Below are 24,900 nucleotides of genomic sequence, written 5' to 3'. Positions count from 1 at the left end.
GGTTGACCGGCATGCTCGATTCGCCACTTACTGCCCGGTGCATGGGAGAAGCGGAACTGCACCCTGTCCGATTGCGGCTCAGTAACCTCCAGCGATCCGGTGATCGACACAGCTTCGGCGGCGGCATTGCGACCAGCAAGTTCCACCCACGTCGGCGTCGTCATGGAGACATCGTAGAAGGGGGAGGAAGCGCCACAGGGTTTATCGCGGGCTGGCCCCGCCAGCGGATGTGAGTCTTCTAGGTCGGTCCGCCGGCCTTGCTGTCCGCTACTCCATACTCGGTAGGTCTTTTACACACTCTTTGCTATCGAGCACCGGCGTGGACATCTGGAGTGACGATGCGCAGATCTGAGAAGAACCGAAGATGGATAGCCCGGCACAGGTCCTCACTGAAGCTGGTGACCGTAGCGCTGGCTTTGGTGATCGGTGCTGTTTCCGTGACACAGTGCTCCACCGGATCCCCCTCGGCCCTACCCGGTTCCGTCAAGAAAGTGTCCAAACACTCCCCGCTCACCAAGGAGCAGGCCTCCTCTGTTCGTGAAGCCGGCCGGGCGCTGGCACTGGACTTCGTCCGCCTCCTCCCCGCATCGGAAAAGAAACATCGACGAGGAGCAATCCACGGAACGATGGAGCGACTGCACTGCCCGGCAGAAGGGATTCTCTTTCCATCCCACGCTCAACGGCATCCAGTACTCCGCGAGGATGTGGCTCAACGGTCGGTCGATGCCCACCGAACTGGCGCAGGCCAGGGTCAAGAGCACAGACACGGAGTGGGACTCCGAGGATGGACAGACGGGCAAGAGCGGAGTGTTCATTGTGGACTTCAAGACCGAGAAAGCTCCAGTCCTGATCAAGGCCACCAGCCCCTGCTACTACTTCGCCGATGTGGACGGCGTGCCTCCCGATGACAAGAAGGCCCTCACCGGATTCGTCTCCCGCTTCTGGAACGAAGACGATGACTGAAACAGCCTCCAGCGCGGCAACTCCGACACACGGCGAACTCGATGTTTCACGCGGTGTAGGGGCGTGTGCACTGAAGCACAATCTTGAACAGGGCACGGATCAGACCGTTGCCGGCGGAACGCATCACGCCCACGAATCGAGCCGGTCATGCGCCTTTCTCATAAGACATGGCGTGACAGTAGCCCGACTCGACACACCGGTGGTGAAAATTCTATCTTCGATCGGTGGAACGATCGAAAGCGTGAACAAACGCGCTGGCCCCGGGTCGACGACAGCTCGCTCTCGCACCGTTCGCACTCAGTTGATGGTGACCACGGTCTTCATGATCGTGTCAACCAGTTGCAGTTTGGTTTCAGATGGGACCGAGTCGTACCGGCCCCCGGCTGCAGACATTGTCCCATTGGCGGACTGCACCCTGCCAGACATCGTTCATCTACTGCAGTACGGCGAGAACAACTCCGGGGACAACATCCCAAAGGAGGGTTCCCTACCGTCCGGCTTCACGCCGTCGAGCGTCGTGCTGTGTGAGCTGACGCAGGGAGACGGTACATCGGGGACAGTCGACGCGGTATCGCTCGGCGGCGATGTCGGGGCATTCGCCGACGCAGTCAACCGCCCGTCGCAACGGGCGGACGAGAACACCAGCTACAGCTGCGCGTACCGAGTGGAAGCGCCTGCGGCGGTGTATCTCGTCTCCCCCTCCGGCGCGGTGCGCATGACGTGGCCCGGCGTCATCTGCGGATATCGCGACGATCCACTCGGTCCGCTCGAGGCGCTTGTCGAAACGGGCCGCACCCGCGCAGAGGACCTCGGCTACTTGGTTCCGAATCAGTGCACGCAATCATTCAATGTCTCACTCTCGTCCGACCCGGGACCCGACACCGCGTCACCTCCGGTGAAGCGCCCTACTCTGCGGTTGCCCGATCGGGAGGTTATGGGCCTCACCGCCTGCACGTACCGCGTAGCGAAGTCGTCAGCCGGCGACGCCGATACCGCCCTGACCAGACGCACCAGATTGTCCGGCGACGCGAGCACGCGGCTGATGCGCGAGGTGATCGCGGCACCGGCAGCGCGCCCCTGCGATGTCGACGCCTCCGAGATCGTCAGCCTCGACCTATACAGGCCTGATGGATCAGGTGGCGGCGAGCTGCAGGTCGAGACCGACGGTTGTCGTCGCCTAGTGGTCCGAGACCTGATCGGCTACCGCCAGGCGTCCGATGACATCATCGCCTTGGTCCGCTCAGGGGTTGGCCTCGAATAGCGCGACCTACCCGGGCATTCTGCTGAAGCGCATCTCGCTTCACCGCTGACCACAGGTTCGCGGTTGGGGCGATGCCACGCGCGTTACGAACCGTTCTAGCCGATCACGTTCAGTATACGGTATAGCGTTGTGCAGCAACAAGATATAGCAGCTCCAGCTTGCAACTAGGACCTCCGATCGTAACCTAGAAGCAGAACGTACCGGGCGACCGAAACATGTTGACGACGATGACAACCCCCACCACGATGGTGATCAGGGATGCGATCACCGAGGCCACCGACGTGCGCCGGACGGCAACAGCAAGGAACGGTGCGGCCCAGACGCAGACGGTTGCGATGACCAGCCAGCCGCCGTCCATGTCGACTCGAGGTGGCTGACCGTTGCACCGGCTGTCCGCAGCGGTGAACAACGCCACGGCGAGAACAACGCTCGCACCCCACGTCCACAGTGCCGCAACGCATGACACCAGTACACCGGTCATCACCCTGGCCTTGCCGACGCGCGAAACACTCATCTGTCCACCATGGACCGCACCGGCACGAGCCGAATCGGTAGTTCTACTCACCGGTTGGCCGTACCCACGAGTTCCGCTGGGCGACCGGCGAACGCATCGAGGTCTCGAGCGGGGTGTTGCTGTGAACCAAGAACTCCCCACTACAGCCGACAGATCGCTGAAGGAGCGTCACTCATCGGTCGTCGAGGCGAAAGACCGCACAGCGACCGGCCAAGGCCGCGAAGGCATCCGGGCTGATCTCGTCGACGACGCCTGCGTTCATCATTATCTTCGGACCATCCGTTCCGGACTTGTCGGGCCACGCGCGCAACACCGGCACGGCCGACTCGGCGTCGAGTTCGGTGAGTTGCACTGGCTGCGTGACTCGTCCGGTCACGAGGTCGGCCGATCCGCCTGCTGCCCGCACGTTTCGCGCCCAGTCCGCGCCGGGAAACCCCTCGAGTAGATACCGGTGACCGTCGAGGGTCACAACGGTCAACGGTGTCCGGCGCGTTTTACCGCTACGCCGTCCCGCCACGAGCAGCACCGGCAACTCCTGCAGCCCGCCGACGGCACGGATGGCGAGCAGAAGCCGGTTGAGGGATTTGATCCATCGAGGTGGTCTGACGGACGAAGTCGGTGTGGGTGCCATGTCCGGGCTCCTGGTTCGTTGGCGGTGGTCGACGATTGCGACGTTTCAAACCCCGACAGCTGTACGGTGTACGGAGTAGTAAAGACTGTACGCCATACGGAGTTGAAAACGGCTCCAGAACCGAGAGAGGCGCACACATGTCAGCCGACGACGAAGCGAGGGCTGTCGTTCGACTGCTGTGGCGCGCACACGTAGCCGCGGAGACCCGGCGCGGACCGCGCCAACGACTCAGCGTCGACGACGTGGTGGCAGTCGCGGTCGCGATGGCTGATCGCGATGGGTTGGCCGGCCTCTCGGTACGAACGGTCAGTGCGTCCCTCGGCGTGAAGCCGATGAGCTTCTACACCTACGTGCCGAGCAAGGACGCCCTCGTCGCGCTGATGGTCGACGCGGTTGCGGCCGAGGATGAGCCATTTGACAGCGGTGAACCATTTCGGGCACGTCTGACGTGGATAGCCGAGTCGGTTCGTGACGAACTCATGCGCCACCCCTGGCTACTCGAGGCGTCCAGTTGGAGACAGGTCACCGGTCCGAACCGACTTCGACGCTACGAACGACAGCTCGAGCAACTCGTCGACACGGGACTGTCCGACATCGGCAGCGACCGCGTCATCTCCACACTCACCGCCTTCGCGGTGGGCAACGCGCGCGAGACCCTCGACGCCCGGCGGACACCGACCGAATCAACGCTCAGCGACTCGCAGTGGTGGGACATCGTCGGACCAGCTCTGTCGGATGTCATGCCGCAGGACGACTTTCCCCTTGCGGGGCGCGTCGGGGCCCATGTCGGCGAACTGTTCCAAGCACCTGGCGATCCGATTGGGACATTCGCTTTCGGCCTTGAACGGCTTCTCGACGGTATCGAAGCGCACGCTACTCGGTAGTCGAGCACCGACCAGGCGAAAAGCGTCAGTTCGTGCCGGCTCGCATCAACGCGCGGGTACGCAACAGGCTGATCGCGTCGGCGTCCGCCGTACCTGCCTGTGCGTGGTACACGATCAATTGTTGTCCCGGGGCGGAACGCACGTCGAACCCGAGCATCGTCAGCGTCAACGGCCCGACCTCGGGATGGATCAGGCGTTTGGTCTCGATCCGCTTGCCCGCGGCCCGATTCTGCGCGTAGATCTCGACAAAGTCACTGCTGCGGGCGTGCAGCCCTTCACGTACCTCGCGAATTCGGGGATGGTCGGGGGCCTGGGCCTCGAGGAGTCGGAACCCGGCGACGGTGTTCTCTGCTGCGGTCTGCCAGTCCGCGTAGAAGGACCGAGCGGCGGGGTCCAGGAACACCAATTCCGCCAGATTCCGCGTCACGGGGAAGTGCGAGAACAGTTCTTCACCGAGGTGATTGCCCGCCAGGACGTCGTAGGCACAGCCCAGAACGATGGCCGGATTGTCCGGCCACGCGTCGAGCAGACGCCGCAGCTCCGGGTCGACCCGCTCCGACCCGGCCGCCGACGGCCGTGGCCCCAGTCCGGCGAGGCGGTGGAGGTGTTCGCGCCCATCGTGGTCGAGGTGCAGCGCCCGGGACAGCGCGTCGATCATCTGCGGCGAGGGACTGCGCTCACGGCCCTGTTCGAGGCGCGTGTAGTAATCGACACTCATGTCGGCGAGCATCGCCACCTCCTCGCGACGCAGTCCCGGAACTCGGCGTCCGCCGGAGTCGCGCAGCCCGACATCGGTGGGCGATGTCGCGGCGCGACGTGCCCGGAGGTACTCGGCCAAGGGGTGCGAGGTCACCCGCCGATCGTAAGACGATCCCGGCCCGCACGCCTGGGTGCGGTGCACCCAGGCGGATCGCGGCCTGTTGCGTGGGCACATCGGCTCTGACACTCGAATCATGACAACTTCTGAGAAAATCATCCTCGTCTCCGGAGCGAGTAGCGGCATCGGTGCGGCCGTCGCCTCCCGGCTCGCCCGCGACGGGCACCACGTCGTTCTCGCCGCGCGCCGTGCTGACCGTCTCACTGCGCTCGTGACCGACCTGGCGGCCACGGGCGGATCGGCCGAGGCCCGCGACCTCGACGTCACCGACCGAGACACCTTCGCGCGGTTGCTCGACGAGATCGTCGCAGCACACGGCAGGATCGACGTGATCATCAACAACGCGGGAGTGATGCCGCTGTCCCGCCTGGACGCGCTGCTCGTCGACGAATGGGACGCGATGATCGACGTCAACATCAAAGGTCTGCTCCACGGCATAGCTGCCGCACTCCCCCACTTCCTGCGCCAGGACGGCGGGCATTTCATCACCACCGCATCGGTCGGCGCCCACGAGGTGGTGCCGACCAGCGCCGTCTACTTCGGAACCAAATTCGCGGCATGGGCGATCACCGAGGGGTTACGACGCGAACTCGATCCGTCCATTCGGGTCACCACCGTCTCCCCCGGTGTCGTCGACAGTGAACTGGCCGATCACATCACCGATCCCGTTGCGCGCGAGGCGATGCAGAGCTATCGGAGTTCCGCCCTGCCGGCCGAGGCAATCGCCTCCACGGTCGCGTGGGTGATCGACCAGCCGGCGGACGTCGACGTGAACGAGATCATTCGGCCCGCGGGGCAACGCGCCTGAACCGAAAGCCACGTCACCGTCGCTGTGCTCCGGTTCGATGCCGGGGCTTGGCGGGCCGAGCCGATGCCCACAGGTCACTCGATCCGGAACGTCCCGACCGCCCGATAGTTCGAGTCCACCAGATCGTGAGACACGCTCTGATCCAATGGCAGTTGCGCGGCGGCACCGGCCCAGTAGCGCAGGATCCTGCCCACCTCCGTGGCCGGATCACCGTCGAGGGCATCGAGATCCACGTCGAGAATCAGTCGCATACCGCGCAGCCTAGTCAGGTCGCGCAACACCAGGCGTACTGAGCAATCACTCGCCTCGCACGGCCGCGTCGATCATCGCGCCGACCGCCGCAGCACCTACTGGCGTCATGACCGTCCCGGCATGATCCAGGCCCGCCATCGGGCTGATGGCTGTCAGGTCGAGCGCTTCGACGTCCTGCGCCGAGTACATCGGCTCGGAATTCGCCCCAACACTCCACTGTGCGTGGAGAAATCGAACCGGCATCGTCAGTTCCCGGAACCGCGAGTCGCCGAAGAACACGTCCGTGGCGTCCGCGACAACCGCCTCGGACGACAGCCGGGGCGATCCGTCAGCCAAGTCATGCTCGGCGTACTTCCGCAGCAGCGGGTCGGTCCGGTCGAGTAGCGGCATCGACGTCAACACCAGGAACTCGACGTAGTCGTCCACGTCGTTCCACCGCCGCTGTGATTGCGCAACCTTGTCGGCGAACACAGCCGCCACGTTGTCGCGGGTGAGGCCGTCGGGCGGTCCTACCGGCACGCCCCCGTCGACGAGGACGAGGCTCTTCACCCTCGACGGATACCGGGCCGCGAACTCCACCGACACGAATGCACCCATCGACATTCCGCACACATGCACGGCGTCGAGCCCCAGCGCATCGAGAACGGCGTCGAGATCCTGCGCGTGCTGGGTCAGCGATGAGGGGCCCGTGACGTCCACACTGTCACCCCGCCCGCGTAGATCCGGCGCGACAAGGGTCAAGTGTGGCGCCTGCGCGTGCAGCCATCCCCACAGCTTGCGCTGGCTGGAGACCCCGTGAACCACGAGAATGGGCTCGGACGTCCCGGTGTTGGTCTCGACGGCGATGCTTCCGCCTGGTACCGGAATTCGATCGATTGTCATGTTCGCCAATGGTATTCGAAGCCTCGTCCGAGAGGAATGGATGTGCTGCCCACTACGCGACCCGAGTCACGGACTGCATCCACACCGAGGTGAGCACTCAGCCGCGACGGCCGACCACCGGGTTGAGGTCGGAGGCCGCCAGGCCGCCGGGCTCGACGCCGGGGAGGAATTCGCGCCAGGTGCCGCTGATGAGTGTCGGCGACTCCACCACCCGCGCCCCGTCGGCGAAGTAGGTGGTGGCCAACGCCCGACGCGGCTGCGTGGTCAGGTTGGGACCCGCGGTGTGGAAGCACAGCGCCGAGTGGAACGACACGTCGCCCACCGCGAACGGCCCTGACTCCACCGCGACGTCACGCTCGACGAATCGCTTGGTGACGGCCTCGTCGTAGGACGTCCCGATCTTGTCGAACTCCAGGTCCGACACCTCCCCCAGCACCTCGCGGCCACGGGCGAACGAGAGCGGCCCCATCCGTCCGGGGATCGCCGACATCGGCATCCACGCCGTGACCGCCTGAACGGTCTGCAGCGGGAAGTGCTCGGCGTCGTGGTGCCAGGGCGTGCGGCCGCAGCCGGGTTCCTTCGACAGCGCGTTGTCGTGATAGAGCCGAACACCGGGCTCGTCGAGCAGAGCCGCCGCCAGACCACCGATCCTGGGCGACAACGCGACCGAGCGCATCAGGTCGTCGTGCAACCACATCTGCTCCAGCGCGGTGAAACGCCCGGCGACATCGTCGCCGTGTTCGGCCCTCAGCAGCTCTTCGAGACGTTCGGCGAGGCGTCGTACGACGGCCGGCGACAGCACGGCGGGAAGTCGGACGAACGCCTCGCGCGCGAAGGCCTCGATCGCGGCCGGGTCGAGATCGTAGGGCTCGGCCAGTTCGCGTTCGACCTGCTCATCGGAGGCCGCGTCGACCTCGGGCAACCCCGGGCCGTCGACCAGTTCGGTCGGCACGTTCTCGTTCGCCGCGAGGGTGACGTACCAGTCCCACCAGTCCTGGTCGTTGCCCGCCCAGTCCTGCTCGATACCGCCGTCCCGGTTCTGTTCCGGCAGAAAGTCGTTGGTCGTCGCGTTGCTCAGAGCCACAGTAGGGCCGCCTCGTGGGAGAAGGTGTAGGAACCGGACGCGTCGCGGCACGAGGCCAGGTAGTCGCCCAGCACGGGCGCTGCCTCCATCTCGTCCAGCGACACGGAGTCGTCGAAGGCGCATCGCTGCAGGAAGCCTTCGGCGACACCGCGATCGGACGTGCCGGTGGTGTAGGTGACGCGCTGATCACGGACGTCGGCGCCGGCCCGCGTCAGCGCATCGCGCACCTGCTCGGCCGTCGTGTACGGCGTTGCCTCGCGCACGCCGGCACGGAAGGCGTCGTAGAAGGCGAGGTAGTGCGAGGCCGCGGTCGCCTGTGCGACGAGGCCCAGGCCACCGGGTGCCAGTGCGGCGACGAACCGCTCGGCCGCAGCGTCGAGCTCGTCGGGCGGTAGGGCGTAGAGCGCGTGGGTGGCCCAGACGATGTCGTAGCCGGTGTGGTCGGCGGGGAGGTCCTGCAGCGTCATCACCAGGTCGTGCCGGGCCGCGAACGGCGCACCCAGCGCACCGCGGGCCTCGGCCACGGAGAACGCCGACGGGTCGAGCAGGTCGTAGGCCAGCTCGGGCACCGCGGAGAGGTCGGTGTGACGGCGCAGCGCGGTGGGGAACTTTCCGCTGCCACAGGCCACGTCGAGCAACGACCAGCCGTCGTGTGCACGGTCGGCCAGAAGAGCCGGCCAGTCGGCGGCCAGCGCGAGTTGGCGGTAGTCCTCGGTGGCCAGGGCGTAGAACGCCTCCATGCCCGTACGACCGGCCTCGCTCCAGTGCTCGAGACTCCGCTCGGCTGTGTCTTTGCTGCTCACGCCACTCCCCGTCTGCTCTTTCGAACAACCGCGGTAACCGGAAGGAACCGTCGTGGTTGACTCGATCTAATGACGAGCCTAGTCCCGACCCCGACGAGCACCGCCGCCGCTGATCTTCTCGACGATCTGCGCGCCCTACGGCAGGATGTTGCCGCTCTACCCGCTCTGGAGCCGGACTCGTACGCCCGAGACCACGCCGCGTTCGAGCTGCTCTCCGACCAACGCGGCCTGATCGCCGACCACCTCGCCGGCCGGATGACCGCTCTGGGGGACGGACCGGTCTCGGTGCTCTCGGTGGGATGCGGCGATGGTTCGCTCGACGTCCGGCTCGCCGAGGGACTCGTGCGGGCGGTGCCAGGTCGGCCCGTGCGCTACGTCGGCATTGAACCCTGGTCCGGGAGTGCGGCGCTCTTCACCGCCGAGATGGCCGCCCTGGAGGCCCGGGAACTCACCGTCGAGGTGCACGTCGCGTCGTTCGCCGACGCCCCGGTGGACGAGATCTTCGACGTCGTGGTTTTCGTGCACTCGATGTATTACGTCGCCGATGTGGGCGACACGCTGCGTGCCGCTCTCGATTTCCTGCGACCCGGCGGCGAACTGTGGGTCCTCAACGCTCCGCGAGCCGCCCTCAACGAGCTCGTCGACGTGCTCGCCCCGTCCCTGGAGGATCACCGACAGTGGTTCAGCGCCGACGTCGAGGACGCCTTCGTCGATGCCGGGATCACGACCGACGTCGTCGTCACGCTCGACGCGCTCGTCGACCTCGCCTCGTCGAGCGACGAGGTGCTCGACTTCGCGGTGCAGGCCCGTCTCACCCCCGAGCTACGCGGTCCGGTGCGGGCCTACCTCGCGGCGGTCTCGGTACCCGGCAGAGACGGCGCCCCCCGGGTACCGCACCCGGTCAACGTGTTCAGCACGACCCGCGTCTGACCCACCCGGGTCTGCAGCGCAGGGCTACTTGGCGCCCAGGATGAGGTCGGCGGCCTTCTCGCCGATGACCACGCTCGGCGCGTGGGTGTGCCCGCGGATGATCGTCGGCATGATCGACGCGTCGGCGACGCGCAACCTGTCCACGCCGCGCACCCGCAACTGCGGGTCGACGACACTGGTTGCGTCGCTGCCCATCCGGCATGTGCTGACCGGGTGGTACAGCGTGTGGGCGTTGCGTTCGAGGGCTTCGGTGAGGAGGTCCTCGGTGGAGATGTCGGCGTCGACCTTCGGCCGGACGATGTCACCGAGGAACTCCTTGAGCGCCGGCTGCGTCGCGATGTTCATGCACGCGCGCAGGCCCTCGATCATGGCGCGACGATCCACGCCACCGGCGTCGGACAGGTAGCGCGGATCGACGATGGGTTTGGCCGTCGGGTCGGCCGATCGCAGCGTGACCTCTCCCCGACTCTCGGGCTTGAGCAGCACCGCACCGATCACCGCGGCGTGCGCGTCAGGCGCGATGAGACCTTCGTCGAAGAAGGGTGCGGGGGCGTAGATGAGTTCCACATCGGGGAACGGGACCTCGTCACGGGTCTTGATGAAGCCGTAGGCCTCGGCGACGTTCGAGGTCAGCATGCCGCGACGACGGGTCAGATAGTTCACCAGCTCAGGGATCTTCTCGGCGTGGAACAGGGAATCCGACTCGGTCTGCCAGCCGATCAGGGAGCACAGGTGATCCATCAGGTTCTTGCCGACCTCGGGGGCGTGATGCTGCACCGCGATCCCGTGCTCGGCCAGTTCGGTCTGGTCGCCGATGCCCGAGAGCATCAGCAGCTGTGGCGAATTGACCGCTCCACCGGCGAGGATCACCTCGGTGCCTGCGCGCACGGTGTGCAGCGTGCCGTCTTTCAGATACTCGACGCCGACGGCCACCGAGCCCTCGAAGACGACCCGGGTCGCGTGGGCCTCGGTGACGATCGTGAGGTTGGAACGCTTGCGCACGGGCTTGAGGTAGGCATCGGCCGTACTCCACCGCGCACCACGCTTCTGGTTGACCATGGTCTGCGAGAAGCCTTTCGGCTCAGCCAGGTTCGCCTGCTCCACTGGATAGCCGGCCTCGCGAACGGCCTCGAGGAACGACGCGGTGAGCCGGCGTGGGCTGCGCTGGTTCGAGACCACCAGGGGCCCCTCGGTCCCGGCGTCGAGCGCGGTGGTCTCCTCGATGCTCTCGATCTTCTGGAAGTACGGGACCACGTTGGCGAACGACCAGGTCGAGTCCGACAGCGATGCCCACTCGTCGTAGTCGGCCGCGAACCCGCGGACCCACATCATCGCGTTCATCGACGACGAGCCGCCGAGCATCTTCCCGCGCGGCCAGAAGATGGTGCGGTCGCGCAACTCGGGCTGTGCCTCGGTGTCGTAGTTCCAGTCGACGTCGCTGCGGAACAGCTTGGAGAACGCCGCCGGAATGTGGGCGAATTTGTTCTTGTCCTCCGGGCCTGCCTCGAGCACGACGACGGAGTTGGTGGGATCCGCACTGAGCCGGTTGGCGAGAACGGCGCCCGAGGAGCCGGCGCCGACGACGACGTAATCAGCGGACAGGGTGTTCGGCATGGGTTTCCTTGTCTATCCGCGCAGGGCGGAGGCGAAGATGGCGGGCAGCTTGGTCCAGGACGGCCTGGCGGCGAACGCCGTGAGCAGCCGCCCGGTGGTGGCTGCGGTCCGATTGGTGACGAACCACGGCGGCTTGGGCGAGATGGCCCATTCACGGTTGATGATCGACCGCGGCGACGGGCGGAACGGGCCGCGGACCACGGTGCGCTCGGCGTCGTCGATGAGCAACGCGTTGTGCACGATGCCCATCCCGCTCTGGATGTCGTCGATGGTGTGGCCGGGGAACGCGCCCCAGGTGGCGCCCGCGGTCAGGAATCCAACGCCGGTCCACGCGTTGACGGCGACCGTTCCGTAGTTCAACTCGGCCACCAACTCGTCGAACCTCGAACCCAACCCGCGGATGGTCTTCGGGTGGGCCACGATGTTGATGCCGAGGGTTCCCACGAAGTCCGAGTTGACTGTCCGCACGGCCTCTGCAGCGAACTGGTCTGCGCCGTAGGGCAACTCGATGACACCCAACACGGGCGCGAAGTACTCCGTCTGCAGCAGGTCGATCTCCTTGCCCGGGTCGATGTCGTGGATCAGCACCCGCCCGCCCGTCAGTACATCGGCGGCGGGGTAGCTCGCCACGGCCGACCCGACGCGGTTGTCGCTGCCCGGGTAGTACGGGGCGCGGCCGGGGGCTGTGTCGAGGGCGGTCCGCAGGGCGGCGAGGAATTGGTCGCGTTGCTTCCACTCCGACGACAGCACCACGACCTGCGACGCGACACAGTTGTAACCACCGTTGTGAAGTCGTTGTGTGGCAACGTGTTCGGCCTGGTACTTGATGTCCGCGGCGCTCCACTCCCCCGGGAAGACGATCGTGGGCGAGACGCCACCGAGCTCGCTCGTCATGGGCTTGTCCAGCAGCGGTTCGTTCGCGGCGCGCCGGGCCGCCCCCTTCTCGCCGGGTCCGAAGACGATGGTGTCGTGGGTGATCGAGCTGCCGGTCATGTGCACATGGTCGACCGACTGGTGATTGACGAGGTAGGTCCCCAGTTCTGCGCCGCCGGTCAGCAGTCGCACGGCACCGACATCGATGAGCGGTGCCAGGACCTTGGCCAGTACCGGGAGCATGGGGTCGGTGATCGGGTTCAGCTTGAGGGCGACGACACGGTTGTGGGCGAAGAGTTCGTAGAGCGTGTCCAGCGGGGCGATCGACATGATGTTGCCCGCGCCCAGGACCACACCGATGCCGTGGGTGTGGGCGGGATCGAGTTGGGCGAGTCCGGCGGCCTGCTTGGCGTGTGCGGCGTCGACGCCCGGCTGCAGCCACACGTCGGCGCTGAACCCGTTGAGGAGCAAGGCATCGAAGATGCCGAGCGGGAGGACGCGGACCGTGGTGCGACCGCCCGGCGCGGATCCGAAGGTGGCACCGGCGATGGGGCTGTCACCGGCGCCGAGTGCTGCCAGGCTGTGCACCAGCGTGGCTGCCCCACCTGCGAATGCGTAGGGACCCGAGATCCACTCTTCGCCGACGAGCGGCGACGTGGGATCGAGCTTCTTGATCTCGACCGCCGCGGCGACCCACTCCTCGGCGTGACGTGCGGTGAGGTCACGGACCTTCTCGAGTAGGGCGCGCCGGTCGGAAAGGGTCAGCGATCCCCAGGTCTTCTCACCGACGCTCAGGTCCTCGAGGGCCCGGTCGACGGCGTCGTGACCGGTGGAGTCGGGGCTGTTCGCGACGCGCACGTCGGAACCGGTTGTCTCTGACACTGCGATCACTCGTCTCTGACTCGATGATGGGACTCTGTGGATCTGTACGCCACTGTATCTGTGATGGTCGTCACCGATGGCATCGACGCCTATCCTGCAGGAATGGCAGTATCCAGCAACGACATCACGCATCTGCGCCGTTGCGTCGAGTTGGCACGCGAGGCTCTGACGGCGGGCGACGAGCCCTTCGGCTCGGTGCTCGTGGACAGGTCGGGTCGCCCGATCTTCGAGGACCGCAACCGGATCAGCAGCGGTGACCACACCCGACATCCGGAGCTGACGATCGTGGAGTGGGCTGTCGCGCACCTGTCCCCCACCGAACGCGCCGCGGCGTCGGTCTACACCTCGGGGGAGCACTGCCCGATGTGCGCGGCCGCGCACGCCTGGGTGGGGCTGGGACGCATCGTCTATGCCGTGTCGTCGGCCCAACTCGGCGCGTGGCGCGAGGAATGGAACGCGCCGGAGTCGCCGGTGGCGGGGCTGCCGATCAACGACGTCGCTCCCGCCCTTCGGGTGGAGGGCCCGGTCGACATCTTCGCCGACGAGATGAAGACGATGCACCGGTCGAGCGTCGACGCGACCTAGCCCCACGGATCACCCCACGCAGTCAGGCGTCGTCACCGTTGCGACGCCAGCGCGGCCTTCACGTCGGCTTGCGTGCTCACCAGGAACTTCTGGAACTCGTCACCGGTGGAGAACGTCGTGGTGAACTGGCTGCGCTGGGCGATGGTGGTCCACGCGGGTGCGCGCACCATGTCGCCGAGCGCTTTCTGCCAGTAGGCAACTGCGGTGGCGGGCATGTCCGGCGGACCGTACAGGCCTCGCCAGTTGGCCAGCGTGACGTCGAGACCCTGCTCTCGCGCGGTGGGGGCGTCGAGCCCCGGCAACCGGTTCTCCGCCAGCACGCCCAACGCGCGCAGGGTGCCCTCGCGGACGGCGCCGGTGAATTCGCTGACGCCACCGATCGCCACGTCGACGGTGCCGCCGCGCAACGCAGCGGTCTGGTCGGCGCCGCCCTCGACGTCGACGTAGCGAACCTCTGACGGGTCGCCACCGGCAGCGGTCACGAGCAGATCGAACGGTGCCTGATCATCGGCCGCAGCGCCGACGCGAATGCTCGACGGATCGGCTTTGATCGCGGTCATCACGTCGCCAAGATTTTCCGATGGCGATGCCGAGCCGGTGACGACGACGAAGTATTCGGTCATCAGACGAGCGATCATGGTCACGTCGGCGTAGCCGTACGGCGATCTGCCCTCGAGTTGGTTGAGCATCATCGACAGTGACGTCACCGCGATCTGGTCGTCGGCACCACGGTGGTCGCGCACCATGCTCGCGAGCAGTTCAGCGCCGGCCCCGCCGGGCTTGTTCAGCACGGGCAGCGGCACGGTCACGATCTTGTCGGTGCGCAGCGCATCGACCACCGCACGGATCGTCAGGTCGAACCCGCTGCCAAGACCGGCGCCCGCCGACATCGTCACCGGGCCGGTCGGATACGCGCTGGCCGAGTCGGACGCCCCGGAGTCGGCACACCCCGCCGTCATCAGCACCGCCGCCATCAGTGCGGCCAGGACAGTCGTGATCCTCATCGGGTGCCTCTCCTCGTCGGGTGTACGTGTTCATCAAATAGGACCGTGGTCGACGAACACGTCGAAACCCGAAATGGACGGACGGGTGGAATCAGGACTCCGAACGTCCGCAATACGCGGGATGCTCGTGGTGTGACGGAGTTACCGGCTCCGACGGTAAGGGAGAAACCATGGCCGAAGTCGCAATTTTCCATTCAGCGCTGGGCATCCGGCGCGGGATCGACGATGCCGCGCAACATTTCCGAGACGCCGGCCACGACGTGACCGTGGTCGACCAGTACGACGGTCGGTCCTTCGACGATTACGACACCGCCGGCGCCTTCGTCGCGGACATCGGTTTCCCGGAGCTGATGCGGCGTGCGCTCGACGGTGTGCAGCGACTGTCCGACGGTTTCGTGGTGCTGGGGTTCTCGAACGGAGGCGGCATGGCCACCCACGTCGCACTACACCGTCGGGTCAGCCGGGCGATCCTCTGCTCGGGGGCACTTCCGCTGGAGATACTGGGCGCAGATCGTTGGCCGGACGGGATGCCGGTGCAGATCCACTACACGGGCGACGATCCGTTCAAGACCGACGGTTCCGTCGAATCGGTGATGCGATCGGTCGCCGATGCGGGCGCCTCTGCCGAGTACTTCCAATACCCGGGCCGCGGCCACCTGTTCACCGACGTCGATCAGGTGGACGAGTTCGATCCGGTTGCCACCGAACAGTTGTGGCAGCACGTCGACAGATTCACCAGTTGATCGCCGGAGTCCGCGGCCACCGCAGATTGACCTCCACTGCACTTGAGGTTGCACGATCACCAGATGCAGATAACCGTCGGAGTCCCAGGTCATGTTGCCGGTTTCGATCCCGCCATGCTCCCTCGGTGGGCGCGCACGGTCGAGGAGTTGGGCTTCGACGCCCTGTCGGTCAGTGACCGACCTTCATGGACCACCCCGGAGCCGCTGACATCGTTGGCGGCTGCAGCCGCGGTCACCGAGCGCATCGGGTTGCTCACCAGCGTCGTGGTCGCACCACTGCATGCGAACGCAGGCCTGTTCGCGACCGCCGTTGCAACCATCGACCGTGTGGCCGGGGCAGGAAGGCTTCGTCTCGGTCTCGCACCCGGGGGCAGACCGCGCGACTACGACGGCGCACCCGTCGACTTCGCCCATCGAGGACGCGCCTTCGACACGTGGTTGGAACGCGTGCGAGCAGCATGGGCCGGCGTCGACGACCTTGGTCCCCGACCGGCGACCCCAGGTGGTCCCGCGTTGCTGTTCGGTGGGGCATCGACTCCGACCGTGCGTCGCATCACCGCCCATGGTTCCGGGTGGATCGCCGGTGGTCTCACACCCGCAGAAGTCGCCGACTTCGCCAACCGCCTCACGCGATCGTTCGAGACTGCCGGGCGAACGGACCGACCTCATGTGGCGGTGACGATGATGACGAGCATCGGCCATCACGGCTCGGGATCTGGTCTCGATGCCGTGCGCGCCTACTACGCGGATCTCGGAGGCGACGTGCGTGACAAGGCTGTGGCAGCCACCGTGACGACGATGGAATCGCTGCGCGATGCGGTCACCGGCTACGAGTCGGTCGGAGTGGATGAACTGATCGTCACGCCCAATGACCCCGACCCCGACACTCTGCTGCCCCTGCACAGCCATCTCATGGTCACGGTGTGACGTTCCCGAGGATGGTGGTGCCGGGTTCGGCGCGAGCGCCCGATCGTGTTCACGCCCGCGCTCCGACCACGGCCATGATCGCTGCCGCGAACGGGGTCGGGTCGAGGTCACCCCGGACGGTGAGTTGCTCGCTGTAGCCACCGCAGATCGCCACGAACGCCTCGGCCACGTGCATCGGATCATCGGGGTGATCGTCCGGGACGAGATCGGCGACGGCAGTACGGAGCGCAAATAGTTGTCCGCGAACGACTTCGGCCAGCGTCGGCGACAAGGCCGCCTCCGCGTATATCTGCGCCACCAGGCGGGCGTGCCCCGTTTCCCTGGACAGAGTTCGTAGGTGCTCGAGAAACGCGGTGACCGCGTCCGCGGTGAGGGCATCGGGCAGGGCGCCACTCGCCTGCTCACACACCGCGACGACGATCTCCTCCTTGGCGGCGAAGTAGCGGTAGATGGCGCCGTTGGACAGCCCGGCCTCGTCGACGATGTCGGCCATCGACGTCCGGGCGAACCCCTGCTCGGAGAACCGTACCCTGGCCGCATCGACGATCTGTTGTCGGCGTGCGTCCAGGTGCGCCTGAGTGACCTTCGGCATAAAGAGTGACCCTTCGTTTTATTTGATACGCTGATCGAAGGTTACCCCCACGTCGATCTTTGTTCGGAGCTGACATGCGACACACAACCTTTGGACGGCAGACCGGATTGCGTGTCTCCGCGCTCGCGCTCGGGACCTCGAGCTTCGGATCGGCCGCCACGGACGGAGCCGATACCCCGCGCCGCGTGTTCGACGCGTACGTGGCCGCAGGTGGAACCACATTCGACACCTCGAGCGTGTATCAGGACGGGCGTTCCGAGACCGTGTTGGGTGAGCTGCTCGGCAAGGACCGTGACGACTTCGTCGTGATCACGAAGTACAGCCGGTCGGGCAGCGACAACCCGCGGCCGGCGACCACGGGCAACAGCCGCAAGGTCATGGTCCGGTCGCTCGAGTCCAGCCTGCGTCGACTGCAGACGGACCACGTCGACGTGTTCATGCCCCACTTCCCCGACGGGGTCACACCGATGGCCGAGATTCTCGACGCGCTCGACGACCTGGTGCGCTCCGGCAAGATCCTACATGGCGCGCTGTCGAATTTCCCGGCCTGGCGGACGGCCGGAGCGGTTGCGCGTTCCGAGGCGCGCGATCGCGCACCGATCGCCGGCATCGAAACCGAGTACAGCCTCGCCGAGCGCTCCGCGGAGCGCGAACTGCTCCCGATGGCGCAGGCTCACGGGCTGGGCGTACTCCTCTACTCGCCCCTGGCCGGAGGCCTTCTGACCGGAAAGTACCGCCGCGGGGAGTCGGGGCGACTCGGCGCGGGTGGATCGGCGACCGAGGGACAGCTGCGGGCAGCGGTGCTCGACACGGTGCTCGCGGTCGCCGACGAGATCGGGTCCGATGCCGTCGGCGTGTCCCTGGCGTGGCTTCGCCGACGGTCGACGCTGGCTCAGACGTCGCTGATCCCGATAGTCGGGCCTCGCTCGGTGACCCACCTCGACGCCTACCTCGGTTCCCTGGAGATCGAACTGGACGACGAGCACTACCGTCGTCTCGACGCGGTCAGCGCGGTCGACATGGGCACCCCACACGAGGTCGCCGCCGGCGCGCTGCGGGGCGGGTTCGACGGCGACAGAACGCAATTCGACGCTCCGATGATCCCCGCGGTCTGACGATCAGGCCTACTGCACCTGCGACGCCACGAGTGCCGCGAACTGAACCGGATCGTGGGCGCAGAAGATCTGAGGTCCTCCTGATCGTGCGGCCAGGTCCGCGAGCCGTCGTTGGTTCAGGCGCAACTCCCGTCGATCGTCGGCCAGAACGGTTTCCACGATCGAGATCGACCGACCTGATGATTGACCGGTGATGGCCCGACGGTGATGGAAGGCGTCGCCGGCATGGAGCAACCATCCACGCTGCGGGTCGTCGATCGCGATGGCGCAATGACCGACGGTGTGGCCGGGCATCGGTATGGCACAGATGGAGTCGTGCAGGCGGTGACCGGTGAACCCGAACAATTCGTCGGTGAAGTCGGAGTATCCCGAGGTCCGGTTCTTGACCGCTCGCAGGTGCGGGGCACGGTAGCGGACCTTGGCTGCGGCGTCGGTCCGGGTCGCGGCCGAGGACTGTTCGGCCGCAGATGTGTGCACCGTGGCCGACGTGAAATCCGATGCCCCACCGAGGTGGTCGAGATCCATGTGCGTCAGCACGATGTCGGTGACATCAGCGGCCGAGAACCCCATCGCACCGATCTGCTCGACCGCTGTCTCCACGGTGTCGAGAGCCGGGAGCAGCAGCCGGAACCCGACGCCGAGCCTCGAGTTCGCGTGGGCGACGTCGTCGGCTCCGATCCCGCTGTCGATCAGGGCCAGCCCGTGCTCGAATTCGCACACGACGACGTGACTCACCAGAGCGGGGCCTCCGAGTCGTGCCCGGAAAGTTCCACAGTTGAGGTGACGAACCCGTCGCAACGATCCCAGTGCACGCATCCCGACATCTTCACACCTCGGGCGGCCCCGAGGTCAGGTCCAGCGCGGATTGCGCCCCGTCCGGGCGATGAGGTGATCGAGCCGATCGGCATCCTCGGGCGCCGCGGCGACGGGGCCGAACGGCCCCTCGTCCGGGTTCGTGTCCGAGGAGAACAGTACGAAGAACTGCTCGATCCGATCCAGGGTCGAGTCCTCGACCTTCACGCTCTGGCCGGTGGCGCGCGACAGGTCCCAGGCGTGCACGGTCAGTTCCTCGATCGCGACGATCGCGTTGTCCGCGGCCGACATCTCGATGCCTCCCGCCGAGACCTGCCCGTCCCAGGCGCTCGGTTCACGCCAGCCCGCGGCGAGATCGTCGAGCGTGGCGGGGATCGCAACCCGCCAGTCATCGACGAGACCGTCCGGTGGACGTATGGGGTTCTTGTGCGCGTTGTCGGCGAAAACGCTCGTGAACTGGTGGATGTGGGCGAGCAATTCCCCCACCGTCCAGTCGTCACAGGGGGTCGAACGGTCGAGTTGGCCGTCCTGCACCCCGTCGATCAGTCGAGCCATCTCCGCTGTCGCCGGTCCGAGATCAAACATGAGACACCTGTCCATCCGCTGGGTTGTCACGGGTATGACTCACGCAGAGCCGAGAACTGAGCGGTGACGGATCAATCGATCGAGACCGGGACCAGGACCTCACCCTCGAGTTGGTCCGGGTCGCGGAAGTACAAGCTCAACACCCCACCGAAGTCGTCAACGGTCCGGCCGAACCACGGCATCCGCCTGCGGTACAGGTGCAGGCGGGAACGCGTGTCGACTCCTAGGGGATCCCGATGTCCACGGTCGATTCGGCAGCGCGACGCTCGTCATCGGTCAACGCCGTGACGTCGACCTGTGACGCCCGCTCCCACCGGTGGTGCACAGGGCACCTCTGAAAACGCGCCGACCCGAAGCGGATCGCCTTGAAGGAGACCAGCGGTATCCAGATCGTCGAGTAGAAGGCACCCGAGTCACACCTGACAATCGTCCGTTGCATGTCCACGATCATTCGCCGAGGTAACCACGTTGGCAAGGCGCCACCGCTCACGGACGCGTCAGCGGCCCCGTAGATGATCGGCCACGCCGGAGAGCAACCGGTCGATGTCGCCGTCGTCGTTGTAGGCCGCCAAGCCGACTCGCAGACCGGTGTCGGTGCCGAGGTCCAGCGCGTGGATCGCTTCGTGGGCGTAGAAGCTCCCTGCCGGCGCCAGGACATCCCGCGCCGCGAGGAATCGGTAGACCTCGGCGGCATCGATGCCATCGAACGTGAAGAACAGCGTGGGGGTCCGCTCCCCCGCCACCGAGTGACACCGAACTCGGTCGCCGAAGCCGGCGAAGCCGTCCTCGACGCGCCGTCGTAACCGCACCTCGTGCTCGTCGATGGACCGGTGCGCGGCGATGATCTGTTCGCGCCGCGATCCAACATCCGGTCCGATACCGGCGATGAAGTCCACCGCCGCGGTCGCGCCCGCCATGATCTCGTACGGGAGGGTGCCGAGCTCGAATCGTTCGGGAACGCGGTTCGTCGACGGGATCAACTTGTCCGGGTGCAGAGACTCCAGCAACCCGGGGTCCGCAGCCAGGACACCGCAGTGCGGCCCGAAAAACTTGTAGGGCGAGCAGGTGAAGAAATCTGCGCCCAGCGCCCCGACATCGACCGACGAGTGTGCCGCGTGATGGACACCGTCGACGTAGACGAGGGCACCGACCTCATGAGCCCGCCGGGCGATCCGCGCCACGGGCGGCTTGGTGCCCAGCAGGTTCGACGCCGCTGTGACGGCGACGAGGCGGGTCCGGTCGGTGATGACCTCGTCGAGGCCGGACAGGTCGAGATCCGCGGTGGCCGCGTCGAGCGGGAGCCAGACGACCCTCGCCCCGACCGCCTCGGCCGCCTGCACCCAGGGCCGGACGTTGGAGTCGTGGTCGAGTCGGCTCACGACGATCTCGTCGCCGGGACCCCATGACTTCGCCAGCACGCGGGAGACGTCGTAGGCGATCTGGGTTGCGCTGCGTCCGATGACGATCCCGCCCGGCGACACCCCGAGCAGGTCGGCGAACGCGAGACGGAACCCCTCGACGACTCCCTCGGCGTTGCGCTCGCTGGCCACCAGCGGACCCCGGTTCGACAGCGGCGAGAGCAGGGTGTGCGTGATGGCGTCGGCCACCGCCGACGGTGTCTGCGTCCCGCCGGGACCGTCGAAGTGAGCGATACCTGACTTCAGGGCGGGGAACTGCGCGCGCACGGCGGCGACGTCGAAGGCCATGATCCATGGTCACACGCGCCGCGACCGCCTCGAATCCGGCGGGGTGCTCGCCGGGCCAACCGGGACGACGACGGCACCTAGGATCGAGGCATGGTTATGGCTGATCGTCCCGAGGTGGAGACCGCATCCGCGCCCCTGACGGCGCTGGCAATGGTCGGACTCGCCGAGAGCATGCTCAACGGTCTGGCGCGGGTGCCGTTCCGTCGTCCGTGGCAGGGCCCGAGCGGCCTCCTCGACAACATCGGACAATCGGTCACCCGTCAGGCCATCCGGTCGTTCATGGGTTACTCGATGGGGTTGCCGATCGAGGAGTTCCGGTCGATGGAGCGGATCCTCGACGACATCTGCCGGGTGGTCATGCCGCCGTTCATCGGTCTCGTCGACGGTGTGGAACTCACGAAGGACACCATCGGCGGCGTCGAGGGTCTCTGGTGCCGAGCCAAGGCCAGCTCAGATGAGTTCGTCGACGACCCGGACGAGAAGGAGACGATCGCGGCCACGGTGCTCTACCTGCACGGCGGCGGGTACATCGGGACCTCGCCGATCATGTACACCGCGTTCGCGGCGTCGCTGGTGCGGATCACGGGTTACGAGATCTTCATCGCCGACTACCGGATGGCCCCGGAGTTCCCGTTCCCGGCCGGCGTGCACGACGCCGCTGACGTCTACGAGGGACTCCTCGAGCGCGGAATCGATTCCGACCACCTCGTCGTGGCCGGCGATTCCGGCGGCGGCGGATTGGCCACCTCGCTGGTGTCCTACCTCCACGACCACGACATGCCCCGACCGGCCGCGGTGATGCTGTTCTCGCCCGAGGTCGACCTCGACCTGAACCACCCGTCGATCACCACCAACGCGCAGCACGACATCCTGCCGTGGAACGTGCCGGTCAGCCCCTATCTCCAGGGCGTGCAACCCAACGACGAGCGCGTCTCGGCCATCTACGCCAAGCCGCAACCGGAGTGGTTCCCACCGACCTTCGTGTGCTGGGGCAAGGACGAGATGTTCCGTGACGGCATCCGCAAGTTCGTCGAGGGCCTGAAGATGGCCGGGGTGACGGTGTACGCGATGGAGGAACGGGGGATGTTCCACGTCTTCCCGATCCTCATGCCGTGGGCGGAGTCGTCCAAACGGGTGTTCCGCGCACTGCGTGAACTCTCCCGCCGACACGTCAGCTCCGACCCCGAGGCCGCCGCCACGCACTGACGGTTCCGACGCACTGACGGCTCAGCCCGACGCGCCGATCAGGCTGACCACCGCGAATGCGGCTGCGAGCACCACGATCGCGGCGATCACCACCCACACGGCACCGCCGCCGGGCATGTCACTACCCGTACGCAACGCGGTGGTCGTCCGACGCCATCGCCACCCACCCAGCACCGCGGTGAGCGCACCCACGGCGATCAACGTGACGCCGAGCGCCTGACGGGTCCCCGGTTCGCCGAACCGGTCGATCACGTGCAACACCGCGACACCCGCTGCGATGAGGCCCAGTGACGTGCGGATCCAGGCCAACACGGTGCGCTCGGCGGCGAGGGTGAACCGTGCGTCGACCGATCCGAGTGGGCGGTCGTCGTGATCGGGTGCGTCGTGTGCGGTCACCCGGCCATCATCCCGCGCGGTCGCGCTCGCGACGAACGACGGACCATACCGAGACTCGACCGACCGAAGAGATCTGTCGCCGATCAGGTCTGACGCGGGAGGAGTTCGTCGACGAATCGGTCCACGAACGACGTCATGCCGCCGGCGGCGGGGATGATGACGAACTTGCTCAGACCGGCCTCGACGTAGTCGTCGATCATCCGATGCAGCGCAGACCACCCGGTCGCGACCAGGTCCCGCGCGTCGACCTCGGGTCGCCGACTGCCGGCCCGAGCCGTCAGCTCGTCGGGATCGGCGCCGTCGGCCAGCAGGAGGGTGATCCCGAAGTGGTCGTCGTCGATGTGTCGTCCCGCGGCGGCGGCCTCGGCGTTGATCGTCGCCACCCCGGCTGCGGCCTCGGCGGGCGTCACGAAGCTGCCGAGCCATCCGTCGCCGAGGGCTCCGATCCGTCGATAGGCCGCGGGCACCCGGCCGCCGAGCCACACGTCGACCGACCCGGTGTGGCCCTGGCGGACCGCGGCGCCGGTGACGTCGAAATGGTCACCGGCGAAATCGATGTCGTCGCCGGCGAGCACGGCGCGCAGCAGCCGCAGGGATTCGTCGAAGACGTCGCCGCGCCGCCCGGTGACGGGGAACAGTTCGCGTTCCCTGGGGTTGCCCGCCTGCAGACCGAACACCGGGAGCACCCGTTTCGGGGCGAGCGCCGCCAGCGAGAGCAACTGCTTTGCGACCAGCACCGGGTGACGGCCGGGCAGGATCGCGACCGAGGTGCCCACCTTCAGCTTCTCGGTGCGCGATGCCGCGTAGGACATGCCGACGAACGGGTCGACCGCCCGCGAGTAGACGAGTTCGGAGAACCACAGCGAGTCGACGCCGTCGGACTCGAGACGATCCACGAGAGCGGGGAGGTGCGCGGGGTCGAGGTCTGCGCCGGTCCCGATTCCGAATCGAATGCTCATCGCTTCTTCCTACACTTGCCAACGACACCCGACACATCGACGATTCATCGAACGGACGAGGAGCTGGACATGCCGGTGCTGGGAGTGGGCGGGATCTTCTTTCGGGCGCAGGACCCGGATGCGTTGACCGCCTGGTATCGCGATCTATTGGGGGTCGGTGCCGGCTGCGCCGCCGAGGGCGAGGGCCCGTCCGACGAGTGGTCGTGGCGGGTGGCCGGCGGTCCGCTGGTGTTCGCGCCGTTCGGGTCGGACACCGACTACTGGGCCGCCGACAAACAGTTCATGCTCAATCTCCGAGTCAGTGACCTCGACGGGTTGCTGACGCGTCTCTCCGACGCCGGTGTCGAGACCGCCGTCGATCCCGGGTGGGACTCCCCCGAGACCGGCCGGTTCGCGCGAACCCACGATCCCGAGGGCAACGCGATCGAACTCTGGGAACCTCCCGCGAACTGAGCCGGCTCAGCTACCGAAACGCACCGGCGTCTGATCGACCGGGTACGCCGCGACCCGCATCTCCACGTAGCCGTTGCACGGCCCGCCGTCGATGTCGGTGCGCCACAGGCCCGTGTAGGTCCCGTCGGCCTGCTTCGTGTAGGTCGCCACCGACCTCGCGGGCGCCCAGACCTTCGCCTTGTCCGGCCCCTGGTAGCAATCCCACTGCCAGTCGTAGACGTGAACCCAGCTGGTGCCGTCGAACACGTAGCGGGCCGGCTGGGGCAAGGTCGGGTTCTTCGGGGCCGGGCCACCGCTGACCGTCGACACACACGGCACTCCGGACCGGCATTCGGTGGTGAAGGTGTAGACGTCGGAGAAGTCGGGCTCACCCTGCCGGGCCGCCAGACTCGTGCCGTACTTCGAGGCCGCGAACCGCTTCAACGAGTACTGGCCGTCCCACGACGGCTGCGCAGCGCTCGCAGGCACCGCCCCGGAGACCAGCCACGCCGCGACCAGGACCACCACCACAAGCGCTTTTCGCATGCCGGAAGTCAACCATGCCCAACGCACGATTGG

At 66.8% G+C, this 24,900-nt stretch carries 28 protein-coding genes; 11 read left to right on the top strand and 17 right to left on the bottom strand.

What is annotated here, in order from left to right; translation table 11 throughout:
• Positions 1–723 precede the first annotated feature (723 nt).
• Both LX13_RS19375 and LX13_RS19370 read left to right on the top strand, forming a co-directional pair.
• Entirely contained in the window at positions 724–963 is a 240-nt protein-coding gene (locus tag LX13_RS19375) for a hypothetical protein (RefSeq protein ID WP_253662972.1), read from the top strand.
• A gap of 307 nt (positions 964–1,270) precedes the next feature.
• A complete protein-coding gene (locus tag LX13_RS19370) occupies positions 1,271–2,224 on the top strand; it encodes a hypothetical protein (protein WP_253662971.1) in 954 nt (317 codons plus the stop codon).
• A 184-nt stretch (positions 2,225–2,408) separates the two neighbouring features.
• On the opposite strand, the gene LX13_RS19365 is transcribed toward LX13_RS19370, so the two are convergent.
• A complete protein-coding gene (locus tag LX13_RS19365) occupies positions 2,409–2,738 on the bottom strand; it encodes a hypothetical protein (RefSeq protein WP_253662970.1) in 330 nt (109 codons plus the stop codon).
• Positions 2,739–2,910: 172 nt separating this feature from the next.
• Positions 2,911–3,369 (bottom strand): PNPOx family protein, encoded by a 459-nt coding sequence (locus LX13_RS19360; protein ID WP_253662969.1) that lies wholly within the window; start codon positions 3,367–3,369, stop codon positions 2,911–2,913.
• A 242-nt stretch (positions 3,370–3,611) separates the two neighbouring features.
• Between LX13_RS19360 and LX13_RS19355 the strand changes: the two genes are divergently transcribed.
• On the top strand, positions 3,612–4,253 hold the full coding sequence (locus LX13_RS19355) for a TetR/AcrR family transcriptional regulator C-terminal domain-containing protein (protein ID WP_308214768.1): 642 nt from the start codon (positions 3,612–3,614) through the stop codon (positions 4,251–4,253).
• A gap of 25 nt (positions 4,254–4,278) precedes the next feature.
• On the opposite strand, the gene LX13_RS19350 is transcribed toward LX13_RS19355, so the two are convergent.
• Positions 4,279–5,106: a helix-turn-helix transcriptional regulator gene (locus LX13_RS19350; RefSeq protein ID WP_253662968.1), complete on the bottom strand. Its 828-nt coding sequence runs from the start codon at positions 5,104–5,106 to the stop codon at positions 4,279–4,281.
• A gap of 100 nt (positions 5,107–5,206) precedes the next feature.
• Between LX13_RS19350 and LX13_RS19345 the strand changes: the two genes are divergently transcribed.
• Positions 5,207–5,938 (top strand): SDR family oxidoreductase, encoded by a 732-nt coding sequence (locus tag LX13_RS19345; protein WP_253662967.1) that lies wholly within the window; start codon positions 5,207–5,209, stop codon positions 5,936–5,938.
• Between the two features lie 74 nt (positions 5,939–6,012).
• On the opposite strand, the gene LX13_RS19340 is transcribed toward LX13_RS19345, so the two are convergent.
• From LX13_RS19340 to LX13_RS19325, 4 genes are all read right to left on the bottom strand, one after another.
• Positions 6,013–6,189 carry a hypothetical protein gene (locus tag LX13_RS19340; protein WP_253662966.1) on the bottom strand — a complete coding sequence of 59 codons (177 nt, stop codon included), beginning with the start codon at positions 6,187–6,189 and terminating at the stop codon, positions 6,013–6,015.
• Between the two features lie 46 nt (positions 6,190–6,235).
• On the bottom strand, positions 6,236–7,072 hold the full coding sequence (locus LX13_RS19335) for an alpha/beta fold hydrolase (RefSeq protein WP_253662965.1): 837 nt from the start codon (positions 7,070–7,072) through the stop codon (positions 6,236–6,238).
• A 97-nt stretch (positions 7,073–7,169) separates the two neighbouring features.
• Positions 7,170–8,156, bottom strand: coding sequence for a phytanoyl-CoA dioxygenase family protein (locus tag LX13_RS19330; RefSeq protein ID WP_253662964.1), 987 nt, complete (start codon positions 8,154–8,156; stop codon positions 7,170–7,172).
• Complete coding sequence (locus LX13_RS19325; protein ID WP_253662963.1) at positions 8,147–8,959, bottom strand: class I SAM-dependent methyltransferase; 813 nt, start codon at positions 8,957–8,959, stop codon at positions 8,147–8,149. The genes LX13_RS19330 and LX13_RS19325 overlap by 10 nt, the downstream gene beginning before the upstream one ends.
• Positions 8,960–9,028: 69 nt before the next feature.
• Here LX13_RS19325 and LX13_RS19320 point away from each other — a divergent pair, with 69 nt between their 5' ends.
• A complete protein-coding gene (locus tag LX13_RS19320) occupies positions 9,029–9,889 on the top strand; it encodes a class I SAM-dependent methyltransferase (RefSeq protein ID WP_253662962.1) in 861 nt (286 codons plus the stop codon).
• 24 nt (positions 9,890–9,913) lie between these two features.
• Here the strand turns inward: LX13_RS19320 and LX13_RS19315 are convergent, their stop codons facing one another.
• Entirely contained in the window at positions 9,914–11,503 is a 1,590-nt protein-coding gene (locus LX13_RS19315) for a GMC family oxidoreductase (protein WP_253662961.1), read from the bottom strand.
• 12 nt (positions 11,504–11,515) lie between these two features.
• Entirely contained in the window at positions 11,516–13,234 is a 1,719-nt protein-coding gene (locus tag LX13_RS19310; protein WP_253663606.1) for an aldehyde dehydrogenase family protein, read from the bottom strand.
• A 126-nt stretch (positions 13,235–13,360) separates the two neighbouring features.
• Between LX13_RS19310 and LX13_RS19305 the strand changes: the two genes are divergently transcribed.
• Positions 13,361–13,843, top strand: a complete 483-nt coding sequence (locus tag LX13_RS19305; RefSeq protein ID WP_253662960.1) for a nucleoside deaminase — start codon at positions 13,361–13,363, stop codon at positions 13,841–13,843.
• 32 nt (positions 13,844–13,875) lie between these two features.
• On the opposite strand, the gene LX13_RS19300 is transcribed toward LX13_RS19305, so the two are convergent.
• A complete protein-coding gene (locus tag LX13_RS19300; RefSeq protein WP_253662959.1) occupies positions 13,876–14,847 on the bottom strand; it encodes a tripartite tricarboxylate transporter substrate binding protein in 972 nt (323 codons plus the stop codon).
• A gap of 170 nt (positions 14,848–15,017) precedes the next feature.
• Here LX13_RS19300 and LX13_RS19295 point away from each other — a divergent pair, with 170 nt between their 5' ends.
• Both LX13_RS19295 and LX13_RS19290 read left to right on the top strand, forming a co-directional pair.
• Positions 15,018–15,590, top strand: coding sequence for a dienelactone hydrolase family protein (locus LX13_RS19295; RefSeq protein WP_253662958.1), 573 nt, complete (start codon positions 15,018–15,020; stop codon positions 15,588–15,590).
• 63 nt (positions 15,591–15,653) lie between these two features.
• Entirely contained in the window at positions 15,654–16,517 is an 864-nt protein-coding gene (locus LX13_RS19290; RefSeq protein ID WP_301301517.1) for an LLM class flavin-dependent oxidoreductase, read from the top strand.
• 49 nt (positions 16,518–16,566) lie between these two features.
• Here the strand turns inward: LX13_RS19290 and LX13_RS19285 are convergent, their stop codons facing one another.
• Positions 16,567–17,109 carry a TetR/AcrR family transcriptional regulator gene (locus LX13_RS19285; RefSeq protein WP_253662956.1) on the bottom strand — a complete coding sequence of 181 codons (543 nt, stop codon included), beginning with the start codon at positions 17,107–17,109 and terminating at the stop codon, positions 16,567–16,569.
• 74 nt (positions 17,110–17,183) lie between these two features.
• Between LX13_RS19285 and LX13_RS19280 the strand changes: the two genes are divergently transcribed.
• Positions 17,184–18,224, top strand: coding sequence for an aldo/keto reductase (locus LX13_RS19280; RefSeq protein ID WP_253662955.1), 1,041 nt, complete (start codon positions 17,184–17,186; stop codon positions 18,222–18,224).
• 9 nt (positions 18,225–18,233) lie between these two features.
• On the opposite strand, the gene LX13_RS19275 is transcribed toward LX13_RS19280, so the two are convergent.
• The 3 genes from LX13_RS19275 to LX13_RS19265 form a co-directional block, all read right to left on the bottom strand.
• Positions 18,234–18,959 (bottom strand): MBL fold metallo-hydrolase, encoded by a 726-nt coding sequence (locus LX13_RS19275; RefSeq protein ID WP_253662954.1) that lies wholly within the window; start codon positions 18,957–18,959, stop codon positions 18,234–18,236.
• A gap of 114 nt (positions 18,960–19,073) precedes the next feature.
• Complete coding sequence (locus LX13_RS19270) at positions 19,074–19,622, bottom strand: TIGR03086 family metal-binding protein (protein WP_253662953.1); 549 nt, start codon at positions 19,620–19,622, stop codon at positions 19,074–19,076.
• 497 nt (positions 19,623–20,119) lie between these two features.
• Positions 20,120–21,328, bottom strand: coding sequence for a cysteine desulfurase-like protein (locus tag LX13_RS19265; protein WP_253662952.1), 1,209 nt, complete (start codon positions 21,326–21,328; stop codon positions 20,120–20,122).
• 90 nt (positions 21,329–21,418) lie between these two features.
• On the opposite strand from LX13_RS19265, the gene LX13_RS19260 reads away from it, so the two are divergent.
• The gene (locus tag LX13_RS19260) at positions 21,419–22,534 is read left to right on the top strand and encodes an alpha/beta hydrolase (RefSeq protein WP_253662951.1); all 1,116 of its coding nucleotides are present in this window, start codon (positions 21,419–21,421) and stop codon (positions 22,532–22,534) included.
• Between the two features lie 21 nt (positions 22,535–22,555).
• Here LX13_RS19260 and LX13_RS19255 read toward each other — a convergent pair whose 3' ends face one another.
• Entirely contained in the window at positions 22,556–22,930 is a 375-nt protein-coding gene (locus LX13_RS19255) for a YidH family protein (RefSeq protein ID WP_253662950.1), read from the bottom strand.
• An 83-nt stretch (positions 22,931–23,013) separates the two neighbouring features.
• The gene (locus tag LX13_RS19250; protein ID WP_253662949.1) at positions 23,014–23,889 is read right to left on the bottom strand and encodes a TIGR03854 family LLM class F420-dependent oxidoreductase; all 876 of its coding nucleotides are present in this window, start codon (positions 23,887–23,889) and stop codon (positions 23,014–23,016) included.
• Positions 23,890–23,958: 69 nt separating this feature from the next.
• Here LX13_RS19250 and LX13_RS19245 point away from each other — a divergent pair, with 69 nt between their 5' ends.
• The gene (locus tag LX13_RS19245; protein WP_253662948.1) at positions 23,959–24,342 is read left to right on the top strand and encodes a VOC family protein; all 384 of its coding nucleotides are present in this window, start codon (positions 23,959–23,961) and stop codon (positions 24,340–24,342) included.
• Between the two features lie 6 nt (positions 24,343–24,348).
• Here LX13_RS19245 and LX13_RS19240 read toward each other — a convergent pair whose 3' ends face one another.
• Positions 24,349–24,867, bottom strand: coding sequence for an Rv2253 family sensor-like surface protein (locus tag LX13_RS19240; RefSeq protein ID WP_253662947.1), 519 nt, complete (start codon positions 24,865–24,867; stop codon positions 24,349–24,351).
• Positions 24,868–24,900: the final 33 nt, after the last annotated feature.

The organism is Williamsia maris (assembly GCF_024171815.1).
Taxonomy (GTDB): Bacteria; Actinomycetota; Actinomycetes; order Mycobacteriales; family Mycobacteriaceae; genus Williamsia_A; species Williamsia_A maris.
This window is presented reverse-complemented; position numbering and strand designations above follow the sequence as displayed.

Coding starts and splice junctions, on each gene's coding strand:
- LX13_RS19375 (WP_253662972.1), top strand. CDS start 724: ATGCCCACCGAACTGGCGCAGGCCAGGGTCAAGAGCACAGACACGGAG.
- LX13_RS19340 (WP_253662966.1), bottom strand. CDS start 6,189: ATGCGACTGATTCTCGACGTGGATCTCGATGCCCTCGACGGTGATCCG.
- LX13_RS19295 (WP_253662958.1), top strand. CDS start 15,018: ATGGCCGAAGTCGCAATTTTCCATTCAGCGCTGGGCATCCGGCGCGGG.
- LX13_RS19365 (WP_253662970.1), bottom strand. CDS start 2,738: ATGAGTGTTTCGCGCGTCGGCAAGGCCAGGGTGATGACCGGTGTACTG.
- LX13_RS19285 (WP_253662956.1), bottom strand. CDS start 17,109: ATGCCGAAGGTCACTCAGGCGCACCTGGACGCACGCCGACAACAGATC.
- LX13_RS19260 (WP_253662951.1), top strand. CDS start 21,419: ATGGTTATGGCTGATCGTCCCGAGGTGGAGACCGCATCCGCGCCCCTG.
- LX13_RS19360 (WP_253662969.1), bottom strand. CDS start 3,369: ATGGCACCCACACCGACTTCGTCCGTCAGACCACCTCGATGGATCAAA.
- LX13_RS19290 (WP_301301517.1), top strand. CDS start 15,654: ATGCAGATAACCGTCGGAGTCCCAGGTCATGTTGCCGGTTTCGATCCC.
- LX13_RS19315 (WP_253662961.1), bottom strand. CDS start 11,503: ATGCCGAACACCCTGTCCGCTGATTACGTCGTCGTCGGCGCCGGCTCC.
- LX13_RS19320 (WP_253662962.1), top strand. CDS start 9,029: ATGACGAGCCTAGTCCCGACCCCGACGAGCACCGCCGCCGCTGATCTT.
- LX13_RS19250 (WP_253662949.1), bottom strand. CDS start 23,889: ATGAGCATTCGATTCGGAATCGGGACCGGCGCAGACCTCGACCCCGCG.
- LX13_RS19270 (WP_253662953.1), bottom strand. CDS start 19,622: ATGTTTGATCTCGGACCGGCGACAGCGGAGATGGCTCGACTGATCGAC.
- LX13_RS19280 (WP_253662955.1), top strand. CDS start 17,184: ATGCGACACACAACCTTTGGACGGCAGACCGGATTGCGTGTCTCCGCG.
- LX13_RS19345 (WP_253662967.1), top strand. CDS start 5,207: ATGACAACTTCTGAGAAAATCATCCTCGTCTCCGGAGCGAGTAGCGGC.
- LX13_RS19335 (WP_253662965.1), bottom strand. CDS start 7,072: ATGACAATCGATCGAATTCCGGTACCAGGCGGAAGCATCGCCGTCGAG.
- LX13_RS19300 (WP_253662959.1), bottom strand. CDS start 14,847: ATGAGGATCACGACTGTCCTGGCCGCACTGATGGCGGCGGTGCTGATG.
- LX13_RS19240 (WP_253662947.1), bottom strand. CDS start 24,867: ATGCGAAAAGCGCTTGTGGTGGTGGTCCTGGTCGCGGCGTGGCTGGTC.
- LX13_RS19245 (WP_253662948.1), top strand. CDS start 23,959: ATGCCGGTGCTGGGAGTGGGCGGGATCTTCTTTCGGGCGCAGGACCCG.
- LX13_RS19265 (WP_253662952.1), bottom strand. CDS start 21,328: ATGGCCTTCGACGTCGCCGCCGTGCGCGCGCAGTTCCCCGCCCTGAAG.
- LX13_RS19305 (WP_253662960.1), top strand. CDS start 13,361: ATGGCAGTATCCAGCAACGACATCACGCATCTGCGCCGTTGCGTCGAG.